Source organism: Actinomadura decatromicini (assembly GCF_008121305.1).
Taxonomy (GTDB): domain Bacteria; phylum Actinomycetota; class Actinomycetes; order Streptosporangiales; family Streptosporangiaceae; genus Spirillospora; species Spirillospora syzygii.
Window position 1 is genome coordinate 572,010 of the sequence record NZ_VSRQ01000002.1, and the last position, 17,929, is coordinate 589,938.

Sequence of the window (17,929 nt, forward strand, 5' to 3'; positions counted from 1 at the left end):
GCGAATGGGTGGACAGGTGCGCAGGTGAGCGCGGGTCCGGCGGTCGGGCCGGCGCTCGCGATCGTGCTTTTCTCGCTCGCGTCGGCCGCCGCGCTGCTCGTCCGGGTCGGCGCGCTCGGCCTCGGCCGGGACATGCTGGTCGTCGCGCTGCGGGCGGCCGTGCAGCTCACCGCGGTGTCGCTGCTCATCGCCGCGGTGTTGCGCAGCGCGGGCCTGACGGCGGCGTTCATCGCGGGCATGGTCGTGATCGCGACGGCCACGTCCGGACGCCGCGTCACCGGTTCGTTCCGCGGGCGGGCGTGGTGGACGGCGCTGCCGATCGCCGCCGGTGTCGGGCCCGTCCTCGGGCTGCTGCTGGCGACGACGCTGGTGCCGCACCGGACGGTGTCCGTGCTGCCGATCGCGGGCATCTTCATCGGCGGCGCGATGTCGGCGACCGGGCTCACCGGGCGCCGCGCGCTCGACGAGCTGAGACTGCGGCGCGGCGAGTACGAGGGCGGGCTCGCGCTCGGCCTCCCGCCCCGGGACGCGGCGCTTGAACTGTGCCGTCCGGCGGCGGCGCTGGCGCTGTTCCCCGTCCTCGACCAGACCCGGACGGTCGGGCTCGTCACGCTGCCGGGCGCGTTCGTCGGCGTCCTGCTCGGCGGCGCGGACCCGGTGGAGGCGGGCGCGATCCAGCTCCTCGTCCTGGTCGGGCTGCTCGCCGTCGAGTCGGTCGCGGTGCTCATCACGCTGGAGCTGGTCGCGACCGGACGCCTGTCGCGCTAGCCCTCGGCGTGGCCGCAGTCGGCGGAGACGGCGCGGACGGTCTCCAGCAGGCGGGGGAGCAGGGCGAGGACGCCGTCCCGGTCGAGGACGACGGCGGGCACGGAGATGGAGACGGCGGCGACGACCCGTCCGGTCGCGTCGCGGACGGGCGCGGCGACACAGCGGATGAACGTCTCGTGCTCGGCGTCGTCGAGCGCGTAGCCCTGGGCGGCGACGCGGGACAGCTCGTCCAGCAGCTCGGCCGGGCTGGTGATGGTGTGCTCGGTGAACCGGGTGTACTCGATCCCGTCGGCGACGCGGCGGCGGCGCGGCTCGGGCAGGTCGGCGAGCAGGACCTTGGCGATCGCGGTGGCGTGCAGCGGCATGCTCAGCCCGACCCGCGAGTACATGCGGATGGCGTGCCGCGAGTCGTACTTGTCGAGGTAGACGACGCTTCCGCCCTCGTACACGCCGAGATGGACGGTCTCGCCCGTGTCGTCGTTCAGCCGCGCGAGGTGCGGGGCGGCGATGTCGCGGACGCCGCGCTGCTCCAGCGCCGCCCCCGCGAGGGCGAACAGCCGGGACCCGAGGTGGTAGCGGTGGTTCGCGTCGCCGTGCACGAACCCCTCGTCCTGCATGGTGCGCAGCAGCCGCAGCACCGTCGTCTTGTGGACGCCGATCTTCGCGGCCAGCTCGTCGAGTCGGCGTGGCCCCTCGCCCAGCTCACCGAGGATGGCGAGGGCGCGGCCGAGGCTCTGGCTCACCGTTCCCCCTCTCCTTTTCGGAGGGCCCGGATCGTTGACCGATCACCGGCCGCGATGCTACAACCACATCGGCGCAAGGCGCAATTTTCGTTGCACATTGTGCAACATCGGAGGTCATGATGGTCGCGACCAGTTCCGGTGAGGCGATCGACGGGGCGGCGGTCGACGCGCTCGGCGACGAGCGGCTCGACTGGCGCTTCAAGGCGGTCCCGGTGTCCGCGCACGGGACGACGGTCGCGGAGCTGCGCGCCGCCCGCGTCCCGCTCCCCGACTTCGGCACCCCGCTGATGACGCTCGACGCGGGCGCGCTCGACCACAACGTCGGCGCGCTGGCCCGCTGGACGGACGAGGCCGGGGTCGCGCTCGCCCCGCACGGCAAGACGACGATGGCCCCGCAGCTCTGGCGGCGGCAGCTCGACGCGGGCGCGTGGGGGATCACGGTCGCGAACCTGCCGCAGCTCCGCGTCGCGCGCGCGTTCGGCGTCCGCCGGGTGATGCTCGCGAACGCGCTGCTCGACCCGGCGGGCCTCGCCTGGCTCGGCGCCGAGCTGGACGAGCACCCGGAGTTCGAGTTCGTGTCGTGGGTCGACTCGCCGCGCTCGGTCGAGCTGATGGACGACGCGCTCCGCGCCGCCCGCGCGCAGCGTCCGGTGGACGTGTGCGTCGAGCTGGGCGGGCCGCACGGGCGGACCGGCATCCGCGACGACGGCGACGCCCGCGCCCTCGCCGACGCGGTCCGCAAGGCGCAGACGCTCCGCCTCGCCGGGCTCGCGGGCTACGAGGGCGCGCTCGCGCACGACGCGTCCGACGGCGGGCGCCGCACCGTCGACGCCTACCTGCGCCGGATGGCGAACCTGTTCGGCGGCCTCGACCACGAGACGGACGAGCCGTTCGTGACGGCGGGCGGCAGCGCCTTCTTCGACCAGGTCGTGGACGTCCTCGGCGCGACCGGCGGGCAGGTGGTGCTGCGGTCGGGGGCGTACATCGTCCACGACGACGGCTTCTACCGGGAGATCTCGCCCTTCTCGCGCGGGACGGGCGACGCGCCGCTGCGGTCGGCCATGCACGGCTGGGCGCGGGTCGTGTCGAAGCCCGAGCCCGCGCTCGCCCTCCTGGACGCGGGGAAACGCGACCTGCCGTTCGACGAGGGGCTGCCCGAGCCGCAGTTCGTCAAGGGAAAGGGCGCCGGGCCGGTGGAGAACGCGCGGTCCACGGCGATGAACGACCAGCACACATTCCTCGTCGACTCGTCGGTGGAAATCGGAGACGTGGTCAGACTCGGGCTCTCGCACCCGTGCACGGCGATGGACAAATGGACGCTCATCCCGGTCGTGGACGACGCCGACGCGGAAGACCCGGTCGTGGTCGACCTCATCAGGACGTGGTTCTGAAATGCCCGGCACGGTGATCCGAGGCGCCATCGTCGTGGACGGCACCGGCGCCCCCGGCCAGGTGACCGACGTCGCGATGGACGAAGGCCGCATCACCGAGATCGGCCCCGGATTGACCGGCGCCACCACGCTCGACGCGGACGGGCTCGTCCTGGCGCCCGGCTTCATCGACATGCACGCCCACTCCGACCTGGCGCTTCTCACCGACCCCGACCATCTCGCCAAGGTCGGCCAAGGCGTGACGACCGAGGTCATCGGCCAGGACGGCCTTTCCTACGCGCCCGCCGACGGCAAGACCCTCGCCGAGATCCGCCGCACCATCGCCGGATGGAACGGCGACCCGCCCGGCTTCGACTGGAATTGGCGGACGGTCGGCGAATACCTCGACCGCCTGGACGAAGGCGTCCCCGTCAACGCCTGTTATCTCGTCCCGCAAGGGACGGTTCGGATGCTCGCCATGGGCTGGGACGACCGTCCGCCCACTCCCGCCGAACTCGACCGGCAACGCGAACTCGTCGCGGACGGAATGCGCGACGGCGCGGTCGGAATGTCGAGCGGCCTCACCTACGTGCCCGGCATGTACGCGGACGACGACGAGTTAACCGAGCTGTGCCGGGTCGTCGCGTCCCTCGACGGCTTCTACGCGCCGCACCACCGCTCCTACGGCGCGGGCGCGCTGGAGGCGTACGCCGAGATGGTCGAGCTGTCGCGGCGCTCCGGCTGCCCGCTGCACCTCGCGCACGCCACCATGAACTTCGGCGTCAACCGCGGCCGCGCCCCCGACCTGCTCCGCCTCCTGGACGACGCCATCGACGCGGGCTGCGACATCACCCTCGACACCTATCCCTACCTGCCCGGTTCCACGACGCTCGCCGCGCTGCTGCCGAGCTGGGCGTCGGCGGGCGGCCCCGAGGCGCTGCTCGCCCGGCTCGCCGACCCGGCCGGACGGGCCGAGATCCAGCACGCGATGGAGGTCGAGGGCTCGGACGGCTGCCACGGCGTCCCCGCCGAATGGGACACGATCGAGATCTCCGGCTCCCCGGACCCCGCCGTCGTCGGCCGGACCATCGCGCAGCTAGCGGAGGCGTCGGGCCGCGCGCCGTTCGACGTCTACCGCGAGCGCCTGATCGCGGACGACCTCGCCACCACCATCCTCCAGCACGTCGGGCATGAGGAGAACGTCCGGGCCATCATGCGGCATCCGTGCCACACCGGCGGCAGCGACGGGCTCCTCGCCGCCGCGAAGCCGCACCCGCGCGCGTGGGGGACGTTCCCGCGCTACCTCGGGCACTACGTCCGCGAACTGGGCGTCCTCTCGCTCGAAGAGTGCGTCTCCCACCTCACCGGCCGGGCCGCGCGGCGGCTCCGCCTCGACCGGCGCGGGCTGATCCGGCCCGGATACCACGCCGACCTCGTCCTGTTCGACCCGGCGGCCGTCCGCGACGCCGCCACGTTCGACGACCCGAAGCGGCAGGCCGAGGGCGTCCCGCACGTGTTCGTCGCCGGGACCGCCGTCGTCTCCGACGGGCGCCGCACCGGCGCGCTTCCAGGCCGCTCCCTCCGCCGCTCCCCAGACGGCACCACCCGCTGACCCTTCGACTCCCCCTACCCCCCGCCGACCGAGAGGGCCCACCCCCATGGTCCATTGGCTGCAACACGAGACGGGCGGCCTGCTGCTGCTCTGCGCCGCGTCCATCGCGGTCCTGCTGTTCCTCATCATCAAGGTCAAGCTGGAGCCGTTCATCGCGCTGCTCGTCTCCGGTCTCGCCCTCGCGCTCGCCGCCGGGCTCAGCGTCGAGGAGATCGTCGGCACCGCGCTCAGCTCCAAGGAGTCGGTGCTGGAGAAGGGCTTCGGCGGGCTGCTCGGGCACATCGCGCCGATCGTCGGGCTCGGCACCATCCTCGGCGCGATCCTGGAGCGGTCCGGCGGCGCGGACGTCCTGACCCGCCGCCTGCTGGGCGTCGCGGGCGAACGCGGCGCGCCGCTCGCGATGGGCCTCGCCGGGCTCATCTTCGGCATCCCGGTCTTCTTTGACGTGGGCATCTTCGTCCTGGCGCCGCTCGTCTACATCACCGCCCGGCGGGGCGGACGGTCGCTCGTCCTCTACGCGCTGCCGCTGCTCGCCGGGCTCTCGATGACGCACGCCTTCCTGCCGCCGCACCCGGGACCGGTCGCCGCCGCCGGGCTGCTCGAAGTCCCGCTCGGCTGGCTGATCGTGTTCGGCCTGATCTGCGGCATCCCGGCGTTCCTCGTCTCCGGCGTCGCGTGGGGCGCGTGGATCGGCAAGCGCGTCTACGTCGAGGTGCCGGAGGAGTACGTCACCGCCGAGACCGAGAAGGAGAAGCACGAGGCTCCGGAGGACGACGAGGTCGCGCAGGACAAGGACGAGGAGGAGCGCGAGCCGTCCCTCGCCCTGGTCGGGCTGATCATCGCGATCCCGCTCGTGCTGATCCTGCTCGCCACGTTCGGGACCGTCTGGTGGAAGGACAGCCCGGCGCTGCCCACCCTCACCTTCCTCGGCAACCCGGTCGTGGCGCTCACGATCGCCGTGCTGCTCGCCATGTACCTGCTCGGCGTCCGGCGCGGCGTCCCGGCGGCGGAGCTGTCCGAGCTCGCCACGCGGTCGCTCCGTCCGATCGGCATGATCCTGCTGGTCATCGGCGGCGGCGCGTTCTTCGGCGCGGTCGTGTCCGCGACCGGCGTCGGCAAGGCGCTCGCCACCACGCTGTCGGACGCCGGGCTGCCCGTCATCGTCCTCGCCTACCTGATCGCCTGCGGGCTGCGGCTCGCGCAGGGCTCGGCGACCGTCGCGATCGTGACGACCGGCGGGATCGTGGCGCCGCTCGTCAAGGCGCACGACTACTCCGACCCGCACGTCGCGCTGATCGCCATCGCCATCTCGGCCGGGTCGATCATCGCGTCGCACGTCAACGACGGCGGGTTCTGGATCATCTCCCGCTACTTCAACATGTCGGTGCGCGACACCCTGAAGACGTGGACGGTGCTGGAGACGATCCTGTCCGTCGTCGGCTTCGCGACGGCGGCGCTGCTCAGCACCTTCATCTGACGGCTAGTGATCGAGGAGGGCGCTGACGTGGGCGAGGATCGGCGCGCACAGCTTCGGCAGCGTCGCGTGCTCGCCCAGCGCGACCTTCCCGGTCACCATCGAGGCGATCCCGCCGATCAGCATCCCGCAGGCGAACTCGGGGTCGGGCTGCGCGCGGAACCGCTCGTCCTCGATCAGCAGGCCGGCGATCAGCTCGACGAAGCCGCGCTGCACCCGGAACCGGAGCGCCGCCGCGGCGGGCCCGGCCGCGTACACCTCCAGGAGGAACGTGCGGGCCGCGCCGCCGTCGGCGGCGAGCTCGCGCAGGTATCCGCGCAGCGCCGCTTCGAGCCGTCCCATCACGGGCACGCCGGTGTCGGCGAGCGCGTCGTTCACGACTCCGACGATGCGGTCGGCGGCGGCCTGGTAGGCGGCGAGGAAGCACGCCTGCTTGTCGGTGAAGTGCTCGTAGAACGTCTCGCGGGACACGTGCGCGCGTTTCAGCACGTCGGCGACCGAGGTGCGGGCGTATCCCTTCTCCCCGACCGCGTCCGTCATGCCCTGGAGCATGCGCTCCCGCTGGGAGGCCGAGACCTGTTCGCGCGTGAGGTGATGACGCCCGCGCGGCAGCGAGGTGTAGCCGTCGGAGTCCACAGGCACAAGCTACCAACGGGGCATCGCCCGACGAGGTAACCCATTTACGAAGCAATCCATGAACAATGTTGTTCGCCGAGATGTTACGGTTTTCTGCGTATATCAGGGGACGGACGTCCACGCCCGGGACGAGGCGGGACGGCCGAACGATCACGGCCCGGCGCAGCCGGCGTGGGGTGAGCGTTCCGTCCAGGCAGTGCGCCACGGGGGCCGATCTGTACTGGACGACGCGCGCCGCCGCACGTACGCGCTGACCCCGTCGCCGGGCCCGATCCCCGGGAACACCGCGCGGCCCCGCGGTCCCCTCCCGGGCGCACCGCCGTGCAACCGGCCGGGGGCGGGCGGGGTTCCACCGTCCGTGATCTCCAAGACCCCCGCCGCCGGGATGCTGGCGGTGCTGCTCGCCGGCCAGTTCATGGTCAACGTCGACGTCGCGATCGTGAACGTCGCGGCGCCCGCCATCCAGGACGGGCTGCGCCCGTCCGGCGGCGCGCTGGAACTGGTCGTGTCCGGCTACCCGCTGGCGTACGCCGTCCTGCTGGTCACCGGCGCGCGCCTCGGCGCGGCACGCGGCCATCGCCGGATGTTCCTCCTCGGCCTGGCCGGTTTCACCCTCGCTTCGCTCGCCTGCGGGCTGGCCCCGACCACCGGCGTGCTGATCGCCGCGCGCCTCGCGCAGGGCGCGGCCGGGGCGGTGATGGTGCCGCAGGTACTGTCCGGCATCCAACTCCACTTCACCGGACGTGCCCGTGCGCGGGCACAGGGCCTGTTCGCGGTCGCCCTGTCGGGCGGCGCGGTGGCAGGCCAGGTGCTCGGCGGCGTCCTCGTCTCGGCGAATCTGGCCGGACTCGGCTGGCGCCCGATCTTCCTGGTCAACGTGCCGGTAGGTCTCATCCTGTTCATTGCGGGCCTACGCCTGCTGCCTCTGGACCCACGCGGCGCGAAGCCGAAGCTCGACGTAGGCGGCGTGGTGTTGCTGTCGCTGGCCGTCCTGCTGGCAGTAGTCCCGTTGGTGTTCGGACGCGAGGAAGGCTGGCCCGTCTGGACATGGGCGTCCCTGGCGTCCTGCCCACCCGTCTTCGCCCTCTTCGTCCGCCGCCAGCGCCGCGTAGCCGCGCCCCTCCTCGACCTCACCGTCCTCGCGCGCCCGGTCGTCTCGTGGACGCTCGCCGCCCTGGCCGCAGCGACCGGAACCTACTTCGCGATGCTGTTCGTCCTGGCCCTCTACCTCCAACAGGGCCTAGGCAAGAGCGCCCTGTTCTCCGGCCTGGTACTCGTGTCATGGGTCTCCGCGTTCGGAATCGCAGGCACGCTGACACCTCGCCTACCCGCATGGGCACCGGTCGCCGGATACGTCCTCCTAGCGTCCGTCTACCTGACGATCGGCCTGACGCACCCGGACGGAGCGGCGCTGGTAGCCCTCCTCGGCTTCGGCGGCCTCGGCCTGGGCCTGGGCTTCGCCCCTCAACTAGTCCGCCTCACGTCGGCCGTCCCACCGCACCAAGCGGCGGACCTGAGCGGCCTGATCAACACCAACTTCCAGCTGGCCGGAGTCACCGGCGTAGCCGCCTACGGCGCCCTCTACCTAGGCGTCCCCGGTGGTCACGCCCATGCGTTCACCGTGGTCATGCTCGCCTTCACCGCCACGGCCCTGACCGCCGCCTGCGCCGCCTACGCGGGACACCGCGCCGCCCGCCGCGACGGTCAGGGGAGCAGCCCCGTGCGGCGGGCTGTGGTCACTGCTTCTAGGCGGGTGTGACTGTCCAGTTTGCGCATGGCGGAGCGTAGGTAGCTCTTCACCGTCTCTGGGAGGAGGCCCAGGTGGGCGGCGGCTTCGGCGTTGGTGCAGCCGATCGCCACGTAGGAGAGGACGTCCAACTCGCGGGGGGAGAGGGCCGGGCGCGGGGACGTGTCGGGCGCGTCGTTCAGTCCGGCGGCGGCCAGGCGCAGGGACGCCTGGCGGAGGCGTTCGCGGGTCGGCTCGTCGGTGACCTCGTCGGCCAGGGCGCGCAGGTCGGCGTGGACGGCGCGCACCTCCTCCCAGCGGGCGGACGACGTGGCGGGGCGGGCGCGGGCGAGCGTCTCGTCGGCGCGGTCGCGGACGGCGAGGTCCTGTTCGAGGTCGCGGGCCGCCTGGACGGCCGCGCCCACCACCCGGTCGGCCAGCGACAGCGGCTCCCGCAGCGCCCCGTACAGGACGCCGCGCACCCGGCGGCGGACGACGATCGGCACCGCGAGGATCGACAGCAGCCCCTCGCGTTCGACCGGCTTGTCGTAGTCGTGGCTGATCGACGCCGAGCACGGGTAGTTGCTCACCCAGAGCGGGCGCCCCATCGCCATGGCCTTGCCGCCGAGCCCGTTGCCGTTGTGGACGACGAGCCCGTCCAGCGAGTCGGTGGTGTTGCCGACCAGCTCGGTGATGCGCAGGCGGTCCCGCGCGGCGGACGACACGGCGCCGCCGAACACGACGGGCAGGCCGGTCGTCCGGTGCAGCGTCAGCACCGCCGACCGGACGGCGCCCGCGTCGTCGGGTATTCGTCCCGACAGAGAATTTCCCAGGTCCCCCGGTTGCACTGCCATGGTCAGAGCATGCCCCGCCGGGGCCGCGTCCGGAAAGTCGTGCGGGCGAAAAGGGGGCCGCGTGGTCAGCGGGCGTCCCTCGGGTGGCGGCGCGCGCGTCGGGGTACGGACACCCTGGGCGGCACGCGACGAAGGAGCCCTGATGGACGACGGATGGTTCGTCGACGCACGCTGCACCAACTGCGACGTGGCCCGGCAGCTCGCTCCCGGGCTGATCGGGCAGCGCGACGGTCGTTCGGTGTTACTGCGGCAGCCGCGCGACGACGAAGAGCGCGCCGCGCTGCACGCGGCGGCGTTCGCCTGCCACACCCGGTCCATCCACCGCTCGGCGCGGCCGCTGGATCCGGCGCTCGACCCGTTCCCGATGCGGCTGGACGACCGCGTCTACCTGTGCGGGCACAACTCCCGCCAGACTGCGGGCGCGAACTCCTACCTGGTGCGCCGTCCGACCGGCAACCTGCTGATCGACACGCCGCGCTGGGCGGAGCCGGTGGCGGCCCGGCTCGCGGAGCTGGGCCGGGTGAGCGACGTCCTGCTCACCCACCGGGACCACGCCGCCCACGGCCGCCGCTTCGCCGACCGGTTCGGGGCCCGGCTCTGGATACACGAGGGCGACCTCGACGCGGCCCCGGACGCCGACCAGGTCATTCGTGGCCTTGAACCGCTGGAGATAGCCGAAGGAGTCATCGTCCATCCGCTTCCCGGGCACACCGAGGGCAGCGTGCTCTACGTGGTGGACGACCGGTTCTGCTTCAGCGGCGACAGCTTCTACTGGTCGCGGACCACGGCTGACGTCGAGGTCGCCGAGACCGTCACCTGGTACTCCATCGAGGAACTGGCCGCGTCGTTGACCCGGACGGTCGACCGGCTCAGCTTCGAGTGGCTGCTGCCCGGACATGGCGACCGCAAGCGTCTTCCGGTAGGGGAGATGCGGCGACGGCTGCACGGGCTGGCCGTGCGCACCCGCGCGCTGCGTCCCCGGCCCGTGGACGTCTCCGCCGTGCGGTGGTGAACGCTACCTGTCGGTGAGCCCGAGGATGTCGACGGCCTCGGCGCGCATCTGCACCTTGCGGATCTTCCCGGTGACGGTCATCGGGAACTCGTCCACGACGTGCAGGTAGCGGGGGATCTTGAAGTGCGCCAGCCTGCCCTCGCAGAACGCGCGCAGCTCCGCCGCCGTCATCCCGGGCACGCCCTCGCGGAGCCGCACCCAGGCCATCAGCTCCTCGCCGTACTTCTCGTCCGGGACGCCGATGACCTGCGCGTCCACGATGTCCGGATGGGTGTAGAGGAACTCCTCGATCTCGCGCGGATAGACGTTCTCGCCGCCCCGGATCACCATGTCCTTGATGCGGCCGGTGATGTTGACGTAGCCCTCGTCGTCCATCACGGCGAGGTCGCCGGTGTGCATCCAGCGCGCCGCGTCGATCGCCTCGGCGGTCTTCTCCGGCTCGTCCCAGTAGCCGAGCATCACCGAGTAGCCGCGCGTGCAGAACTCGCCGGGCACGCCGCGCGGGACGGTGACGCCCGTCTCCGGGTCGATCACCTTCACCTCCAGGTGCGGCAGCACCCGTCCGACCGTCGACACGCGCCGGTCGAGCGAGTCGCCCGCGCGCGTCTGCGTCGACACCGGGGACGTCTCCGTCATCCCGTAGCAGATCGCGACCTCGCTCATCCCGAGCCGGTCGATGACCTGCTTCATCACCTCGACCGGGCACGGCGACCCGGCCATGATCCCGGTGCGGAGGCAGGACAGGTCGAGGTCGTCCAGCGACGGCTCGTTCAGGACGGCGATGAACATCGTCGGCACCCCGTACAGCGACGTGCACTGCTCCGCCGCGACCGCCTCCAGCGTCGCCTTCGGGTCGAACGCCGGGGCCGGGATCACGACGCACGCGCCGTGGCTCGTGGACGCGAGGTTCCCCATCACCATCCCGAAGCAGTGGTAGAACGGCACGGGCACGCAGATGCGGTCCTCTTCGTCGTAGCCGCACAGTTCGCCGACGAAGTAGCCGTTGTTCAGGATGTTGTGGTGCGAGAGCGTCGCGCCCTTGGGGAAGCCCGTCGTCCCGGACGTGTACTGGATGTTGATCGGGTCGTCGGCGGTGAGCGTCCGGCCGATCTCGGCGAGGACGCCCGGGTCGCTCTCCCGGCCGGATTCGAGGAGCGCGTCCCAGTCCGGGGTGCCGAGGAGGAGGACGTCCCGCAGCGCGGCGCACTTCGGCCGCACCTCCGCGATCATCGCCGCGTAGTCGGACGTCTTGAACGCGGACGCCGACACCAGCGTCCGGACGCCCGCCTGGTTCAGCACGAACTCCAGCTCGTGCACCCGGTAGGCCGGGTTGATGTTGACGAGGATCGCGCCGAGCTTCGCCGTCGCGTACTGGACGAGCATCCACTCCGCGCAGTTCGGCGACCAGATCCCGACCCGGTCGCCCTTGATGACGCCGAGGTCGCGCAGGCCGAGCGCCACGGCCTCGACGTCGTCGGCGAACTGCTCGTACGTCCAGCGGCGGCCGGTCGCCCGCTCGACCAGCGCGTCCCGCTCGGAGTGGGCGGCGACGATCCGGTCCAGGTTCGCGCCGATCGTGTCGCCGAGCAGCGGCGTCGTCGCCGTGCCGGACGCGTAGGCGAGCGCCGTCATCGCAGGTCCTCCTCGCGGAACTCGCCGTCGGGACGGGCGTCCCCGGCGGGATGCTTGCCGATCTCGCTCGTCCGCAGCTCCACCCGGCGGATCTTCCCGGAGATGGTCTTCGGCAGCTCGCCGAACTCCAGCAGCCTGATCCGCTTGTACGGGGAGAGCTGCGCCCGGCTGTGCTCGAAGATCGCCTTGGCGGTAGCGGCGTCCGGTTCCCATCCGGCGGCGAGCGTCACGTACGCCTTCGGCAGCGCGCCGCGCACCGGGTCGGGCGACGGCACCACGGCCGCCTCCGCGACCGCCTCGTGCTCGATCAGGACGCTCTCCAGCTCGAACGGGGAGATCTTGTAGTCGGACGCCTTGAAGACGTCGTCGGCGCGTCCGACGTAGGTGATGTAGCCGTCCGCGTCGCGGGAGCCGATGTCGCCGGTGTGGTAGTAGCCGCCCGCCATGGCCTCGTCGGTGCGGGCGTCGTCGCCGTGGTAGCCGGTCATCAGGCCGAGCGGACGGTCCTCCAGGTCGAGGCAGATCTCCCCTTCGTCGGCGGGCTCGCCGGTCAGCGGGTCGATCAGCGTCACCTTGTAGCCGGGGACGGGACGTCCCATCGACCCGGGCTTCACCGGCTGGCCGGGCGTGTTCGCGATCTGGACGGTGGTCTCGGTCTGGCCGAAGCCGTCGCGGATCGTCCGGCCCCAGGCGTCCTTGACGCGCTCGATCACTTCCGGGTTGAGCGGCTCACCGGCGGCGACGACCTCGCGGGGCGGGTTGGCCAGGCGTCCCAGATCGGACTGGATGAGCATTCGCCAGACGGTCGGCGGGGCGCAGAAGCTCGACACTCCGCAGCGTTCGAGGGTGTCCAGCAGGCGGTCGGGATCGAAGCGCGTGTAGTTGAAGATGAACACGCAGGCTTCGGCGTCCCACGGGGCGAAGATGTTGCTCCAGGCGTGCTTGGCCCAGCCCGGCGACGAGATGTTGAGGTGGACGTCGCCTGGGCGGAGCCCGATCCAGTACATGGTCGACAGGTGCCCCGCCGGGTAGGACGCGTGCGTGTGCTCCACGAGCTTGGGCTGCGCGGTCGTCCCGGACGTGAAATAGAGGAGCAGCGTGTCCCGCGACATGGTGAGGCCGTAGGGCGTGAAGTGCTCGGCCTCCTCGTAGGCGTCGGAGTAGCGGATCCAGCCGTCCACCGGGTCGCCCGCCGCGATCTTCGTGTAGTCGCCCTCGACGGCGTCGAACTTGCCGGTGTCGGCCGCCGCGACCACCACGTGCTTGGCGTTCCCGCGTTTTAGCCGGTCGCGCAGGTCGGCGGGGCCGAGCAGCGGCGTGCACGGGATCAGGACCGCGCCGAGCTTCATCGCGGCGAGCACCGTCTCCCACAGCTCGACCTGGTTGCCCAGCATGAGGATGATCCGGTCGCCGCGCCGCACGCCGGACCGCCGCAGCAGGTTCGCCACCTGGTTCGACCGCCGCGCGAGCTGGGAGAACGAGTACCGCGCCTCCGAACCGTCCTCCTCGACGATCCACAGCGCGGGCGAGTCGTTGCTCTCGGCGATCTTGTCGAACCAGTCCAGCGCCCAGTTGAAGCCGGTGAGCACGGGCCAGCGGAACTTCTCGTACGCGGTCGCGTAGTCGTCGCGATGCGCGAGCAGGAAGTCGCGCGCCGCCCGGAACTCGACTGCGGGCATTTTTCTCTCCTCGTAGCCGCACGGACACCCGGTAGCAGGATCGTGGCCACCCCGAGTGACCCACGCCACCCCCGAACGGGGGTAGTCCGGATCTTCATACCCACCCGGGCCGCTCTCCGGACGGCTGGCAGAATCGGCTTCGGGATGCGAGGAGAACGCATGACCACGAGTGGGGACGATCCGCACATTCACGTCACGGCGAACGTGGTGCGCCATTCCGCTGCGGTCCGCGACCTGATGGCGTCGACGTTCGGCCTCGCCGCCGACCTGCCTCGCGTCGTCATGACCGGATGCGGGCAGCGGGTGCCGTACGCGATGACGTCTTCGCGCGCGGACCGCGTCACCTGCCTGGCGTGCCGCGAGCACGCGCGGCGCGAGCACCTCCGTTTCGCGGACCAGGTCGAACGGCTCGGCGCCATGCCCGGCTCCGTCATCAGTTCCGCACAGGCGAGACAGGCCGCGACGAAACACCGCGAACTGGCGGAAGAATTCTCCGATCCCTGAGCCCGCGGGACTGGTGCCGCTGGGCGGCCGGGACGATGCGAGATACGCTCGACCGGCGAAATCCTTTGTCCGCGGACCGTTCGGCGTGTGCGGGAGTGGCCACGGTGGGCTTCTCGGAACCACGGAGCGTAGTCATCGTCGGAGCGGGGCTTGGCGGTACCGCCACCGCTGTCCGCCTCTTACAGTTCGCCCGCGAACCATTGCGGGTGGTGGTGGTCGAGCGGCGGCCCGAATACCGGAGCGCCGGAGTCGCCTACCACCGGACGGGCAACCACTGGCACCATGTCTTCAACATCCAGGCCGGACGCATGTCGATGTTCCGCGAGGACGTCGACGATTTCCTCGACTGGGCCAACAACAAGGCCGACCGCGCGGGCTGGCCGCCGGAATGGAGCGGTTTCACGTTCGTCGAGTCGGGGCCCGCACCGCGCCGCATCTACGCCGACTACCTGGCCACCCGCCTCGCCGACGCGGCACGCGAAGCCGCGAAGGGCGTGACGCTCCTCGAAGCCGACGGCGAAGTGGTCGACCTGGAAATCGGCGGCGGCCGGGTGGGCGTCGTCGTGGAGAACTCGTTCTTATCGGGTTCTTCGGGTCGGACGGTGCTCTTCGCCGACCATGTCGTCCTGGCGACGGGTCTGGAAGAGCGCGACCTGCCGTTCGCGGCCGGTGTGAAAGACCATCCCGCGTTCGTGCGGCACCCGTATTCCAAGGACGGCATCGAGCGAATCGTCAGTACTCGGCGGGACGCCGTCGTCGCCATCGTCGGCACATTGCTGAGCGCGTACGACTCGGCGTCGCTGCTCCTCCGTCGCGGCCACACCGGGACGATCCACATGATCTCGCGGTCCGGGCTGAGACTCCGCACCTATCCCTCAGACCACCGGCACCACGTACTCGACCTGCCCGCGCCACGGCTGCACGCCGACGCCTACGAGGGGCGGGACGAACTCGTCCGGCGCGTGAAAAGCGAATGGGAGCGGGCTTGTGACATCGTCGCCCGCGAACATCCCGCCGTACCGCGTGCCGTGGTGACCGAACGGGTCGCCAAATCCTGGGAGCCGTTTCTGCCCGAGGCGTTGGCGCGCGTCCCGTCGTCCGACCTCCGCGCGCTGCTCGACGGGTACGGGAGCCTTCTCGCCACGCTGCGCGTGAATGCCGTCGCGTACATCACCGATTTCGTGGACGCCGCGCTGGAGTCCGGAAGACCGATCGTCCGCACCACCGGGAAGGTGGACGAAATCGTCGGCACCGCGTCCGGCACCCTGCGGCTGACGGTGTCCGGCCCGTCGCCGACGCGGACGATCGAGGCGGACCTCGTGATCTCGAACTTCGGCCGCGAGACCGACTACGCGCAGGTCGGCTCGCCTTTGTGGAAGAACCTGCTGCGCAAGGGAATCGCGGTGCGGCACCGGCGCACCGGACGCGGCATCGAGGTGGACGCCTCCGGTGCACTCCTCGGGCCATGCGGCGTCCCGGTCGCTCCGATCTCCGTGGTCGGCTGTCCGCGTGAGGGCGACGAGATCGTCCGCTATGGCCGGATGGGTGCGTTCGCGTTCAACCTCGCCGCCATCAAGAACCATTCGGTGGGCGTCGCCGCCGCCGTCCTACGAAGCCTCGAATCCTGCTTCGACGACACTTCCACCGTCGATGCCGCCGCGTTCCCCCGCCTGATCAGCCTCGATGTGCGCCGAATGGCCGCCCGACGCCGCCGCGACCGCGAAGCCTGGACGGCGAGGCTTGAGGAATGCATCCAATCCGTTCGCGATGGCCGCGTTACGGACCGTGCGCTGCGGTTCGCCGTGAACACGGCCGCGACGACGAGGCTGAACGACCTTTCCGTGACGCCGCGAGACCTCCGTTCCCTGCTAGGGCTGGATGAGCCGCAGGAGGCTGATTAGCCGGAAAGCACCTCGGCATTTGGGAAGGTGCGCATCCGTCACCGCCGCTGCGAGCCTTCCCTCATGAGGACATCCGCCAGCCCTCGTGAAGTACCCGGGGTATTGCTCGTCGATTCGCACAAGCGAAGCGTTCACGGGCCCTGCAATCGCACCGGAAAGCCGGTTCAAGGCGCCATTCTGGTGGTCGACTCGCTCGGCCCCGAACTCTATGACGCCATCATCGCCTCTTCCGCCGTGATCTGCGCGAGAGGCGGCCGGACCGGGCACATGCAGTCCCTCTGCCGCTCCCGCGGCATCCCCGTCCTCCGGATCGAGCCGTCCGATCTGGACGCCCTTCCCGCCGAGGTCACCGTCCTGCTAGACCGCGGATCAGTAGTCCTGGGCGAGGCCAACCCACCACCCCACCCATCAACCCTCTCGCCCGCCGCCCTAGCCGACATCGAGTCGATCTGCGTGGTCATCGCCGACGCCACCGACATCCGATCGACGAACGCCCTGAAACCCCGCGTCCACCAGGCGAACTCGTTCTTCGTCCGCGAGGAGTTCGTCTGTTTCGCCGCCGGTCTGAGCCCCATCGACGCCCTACGCGCAGGCACCCTCGAAGCCGAACGCTACGGCGCGGCCATAGCCGCCGAGATCTGCTCGATGGTGGACGAGCTGCTCCCCGGCCAACGCCTCATCATGAGACTCCTGGACCTTCGCTCGGACGACGCCGCCAAGATCACAACCGGTGACCACGTGGACGACGAACCGAACCCGGAACTAGGCCGCCACGGCGCCCGATGGCTCCTACACGAACGCCATTACCCACACGCTTTCCGCGCGCTCCGCGCCCACATCGGCAAACACCTCGGCCCGGACGCGGACCGCGTGAGATTCGCCGTCCCCTTCATCAACGACCGCAACGAATTCCTGCTCCTCCGCCGCCGCCTCGCCCTGCGATACGACACACCGCTGGGCGTCTTCATCGAGACCCCGGCCGCCGTCCATTCAGCCGCCGAATTCTGCGCCTCCGGAGCAAGCGAACTGTTCGTGGGCACCAAAGACCTGATCCAGTTCTACCTGGCCGCCGACCGGGGAAACCACCTGGTATCGGCCACCTACCAGACCCGCCACCCGGCCGTCCTAGCGGCATTACGCCAAGCCGTAGAATCCGGCCGCGCCGCCGAAGCCCCAGTCCATGTATTCGCCCTAGGCGCCGACCTGGACCACTACGTCCAGCACATCCCGACCCGCAACCTCATGATGTGCACCGCCGAACTGCAACACCTGGCCAATGCCCGATGCTCACTCGCCGGACAGTTCCAATAGCCGCTGCCGGAGCACGACACCGTCCGTCGCCTTGATGAACACATCGCCTCGAACCGCCATCCATATGGGACGCCACGGATCAGCGACGATCCCGAACCCTGGGAAGTCGCGCCGCAGCTCGGCAAGGTAGGCGGCCGGGTCGGTGCGCCACGTCCCGTCGTCGCCGCACGTCACGCGGGCGCCCCCAGATAACCCTTGATCGTCACCAGCGCGTCCGTGATGCGGTCGGACTCCGCGATCGGCTGCTGCCAGGAGGTGAAGAACCAGTAGCGCCCCTCGTCGTCCTCGTGCGGGCGGCAGGCGATCACATCGCCCGCGACCCCGGCCGACCCGCACAGGCTCCGCGCGGTCATGTTCCGGACGACCAGCGAGCCCGCCACCATCTGCGTCGCGAACCCGTGCGCCCGGAGGTGCATTTCCAGCGCCCTGAGCCGGACGTACGACTCGACGGCCGGGGACTCGTGCTCGGGGACGCTCACGGCCGCCTCCCCAGGGCCTCGGCGAGCGCGACCCGCTCGGACAGCCGGGTCTGCGCGTCGCACAGCAGCCACAGCTCGCCTTCGTCCCGAGCCCGCACGCTGGCCAGGCAGCCGTTGGACCGCTGGTACTCGCTCAGCTCGCCGACCCGGCGCGCGACGAATCCGCCGTCCCTCCGCTCGCCGAACCACCCGGACATGAAGGGCATTCCCCTCACTCTCCTGAAATTG

17 protein-coding genes are annotated in these 17,929 nt (G+C 71.0%); 9 read left to right on the forward strand and 8 right to left on the reverse strand.

Translation table 11 applies throughout. The annotated features are described in order from the left end of the window. The first annotated feature begins 24 nt into the window (after positions 1-24). Positions 25-768: an ABC transporter permease gene (locus FXF68_RS10335; protein WP_148758697.1), complete on the forward strand. Its 744-nt coding sequence runs from the start codon at positions 25-27 to the stop codon at positions 766-768. On the opposite strand, the gene FXF68_RS10340 is transcribed toward FXF68_RS10335, so the two are convergent. Next, complete coding sequence (locus FXF68_RS10340; protein ID WP_148758698.1) at positions 765-1,511, reverse strand: IclR family transcriptional regulator; 747 nt, start codon at positions 1,509-1,511, stop codon at positions 765-767. The genes FXF68_RS10335 and FXF68_RS10340 overlap by 4 nt on opposite strands. Positions 1,512-1,630: 119 nt before the next feature. Here FXF68_RS10340 and FXF68_RS10345 point away from each other — a divergent pair, with 119 nt between their 5' ends. From FXF68_RS10345 to FXF68_RS10355, 3 genes are read left to right on the forward strand one after another with little or no spacing between them, the layout of a single operon-like run. Then, entirely contained in the window at positions 1,631-2,902 is a 1,272-nt protein-coding gene (locus FXF68_RS10345) for a type III PLP-dependent enzyme domain-containing protein (RefSeq protein ID WP_222869880.1), read from the forward strand. Position 2,903: 1 nt separating this feature from the next. Next, on the forward strand, positions 2,904-4,493 hold the full coding sequence (locus FXF68_RS10350; protein WP_148758700.1) for an N-acyl-D-amino-acid deacylase family protein: 1,590 nt from the start codon (positions 2,904-2,906) through the stop codon (positions 4,491-4,493). Between the two features lie 46 nt (positions 4,494-4,539). Further along, positions 4,540-5,970 (forward strand): GntP family permease, encoded by a 1,431-nt coding sequence (locus tag FXF68_RS10355; RefSeq protein ID WP_148758701.1) that lies wholly within the window; start codon positions 4,540-4,542, stop codon positions 5,968-5,970. A gap of 3 nt (positions 5,971-5,973) precedes the next feature. On the opposite strand, the gene FXF68_RS10360 is transcribed toward FXF68_RS10355, so the two are convergent. After that, on the reverse strand, positions 5,974-6,603 hold the full coding sequence (locus FXF68_RS10360; protein ID WP_148758702.1) for a TetR/AcrR family transcriptional regulator: 630 nt from the start codon (positions 6,601-6,603) through the stop codon (positions 5,974-5,976). 358 nt (positions 6,604-6,961) lie between these two features. Between FXF68_RS10360 and FXF68_RS10365 the strand changes: the two genes are divergently transcribed. Beyond that, the gene (locus FXF68_RS10365) at positions 6,962-8,362 is read left to right on the forward strand and encodes an MFS transporter (RefSeq protein ID WP_222869881.1); all 1,401 of its coding nucleotides are present in this window, start codon (positions 6,962-6,964) and stop codon (positions 8,360-8,362) included. Here FXF68_RS10365 and FXF68_RS10370 read toward each other — a convergent pair. Then, positions 8,308-9,183, reverse strand: coding sequence for a helix-turn-helix transcriptional regulator (locus FXF68_RS10370; RefSeq protein WP_148758703.1), 876 nt, complete (start codon positions 9,181-9,183; stop codon positions 8,308-8,310). The two genes, FXF68_RS10365 and FXF68_RS10370, sit on opposite strands and share 55 nt — an antisense overlap. Before the next feature lie 142 nt (positions 9,184-9,325). On the opposite strand from FXF68_RS10370, the gene FXF68_RS10375 reads away from it, so the two are divergent. Beyond that, a complete protein-coding gene (locus FXF68_RS10375) occupies positions 9,326-10,195 on the forward strand; it encodes an MBL fold metallo-hydrolase (RefSeq protein WP_148758704.1) in 870 nt (289 codons plus the stop codon). 3 nt (positions 10,196-10,198) lie between these two features. Here the strand turns inward: FXF68_RS10375 and FXF68_RS10380 are convergent, their stop codons facing one another. Beyond that, complete coding sequence (locus FXF68_RS10380; RefSeq protein ID WP_148758705.1) at positions 10,199-11,827, reverse strand: AMP-binding protein; 1,629 nt, start codon at positions 11,825-11,827, stop codon at positions 10,199-10,201. Further along, positions 11,824-13,506: an AMP-binding protein gene (locus FXF68_RS10385; protein WP_148758706.1), complete on the reverse strand. Its 1,683-nt coding sequence runs from the start codon at positions 13,504-13,506 to the stop codon at positions 11,824-11,826. Before FXF68_RS10385 ends, FXF68_RS10380 begins: the two co-directional genes overlap by 4 nt. Before the next feature lie 159 nt (positions 13,507-13,665). Here FXF68_RS10385 and FXF68_RS10390 point away from each other — a divergent pair, with 159 nt between their 5' ends. From FXF68_RS10390 to FXF68_RS10400, 3 genes are all read left to right on the forward strand, one after another. After that, positions 13,666-14,010 carry a hypothetical protein gene (locus tag FXF68_RS10390; RefSeq protein ID WP_148758707.1) on the forward strand — a complete coding sequence of 115 codons (345 nt, stop codon included), beginning with the start codon at positions 13,666-13,668 and terminating at the stop codon, positions 14,008-14,010. A 104-nt stretch (positions 14,011-14,114) separates the two neighbouring features. Next, positions 14,115-15,911, forward strand: a complete 1,797-nt coding sequence (locus FXF68_RS10395; protein WP_246178615.1) for an FAD/NAD(P)-binding protein — start codon at positions 14,115-14,117, stop codon at positions 15,909-15,911. A gap of 63 nt (positions 15,912-15,974) precedes the next feature. Beyond that, positions 15,975-17,222, forward strand: a complete 1,248-nt coding sequence (locus FXF68_RS10400; RefSeq protein ID WP_148758709.1) for a putative PEP-binding protein — start codon at positions 15,975-15,977, stop codon at positions 17,220-17,222. On the opposite strand, the gene FXF68_RS10405 is transcribed toward FXF68_RS10400, so the two are convergent. From FXF68_RS10405 to FXF68_RS10415, 3 genes are read right to left on the reverse strand one after another with little or no spacing between them, the layout of a single operon-like run. After that, entirely contained in the window at positions 17,199-17,396 is a 198-nt protein-coding gene (locus tag FXF68_RS10405) for a hypothetical protein (RefSeq protein WP_148758710.1), read from the reverse strand. The two genes, FXF68_RS10400 and FXF68_RS10405, sit on opposite strands and share 24 nt — an antisense overlap. Continuing rightward, positions 17,393-17,701, reverse strand: coding sequence for a hypothetical protein (locus FXF68_RS10410; protein ID WP_148758711.1), 309 nt, complete (start codon positions 17,699-17,701; stop codon positions 17,393-17,395). The genes FXF68_RS10405 and FXF68_RS10410 overlap by 4 nt, the downstream gene beginning before the upstream one ends. Beyond that, a complete protein-coding gene (locus FXF68_RS10415) occupies positions 17,698-17,907 on the reverse strand; it encodes a hypothetical protein (RefSeq protein ID WP_148758712.1) in 210 nt (69 codons plus the stop codon). The genes FXF68_RS10410 and FXF68_RS10415 overlap by 4 nt, the downstream gene beginning before the upstream one ends. Between the last annotated feature and the right edge of the window lie 22 nt (positions 17,908-17,929).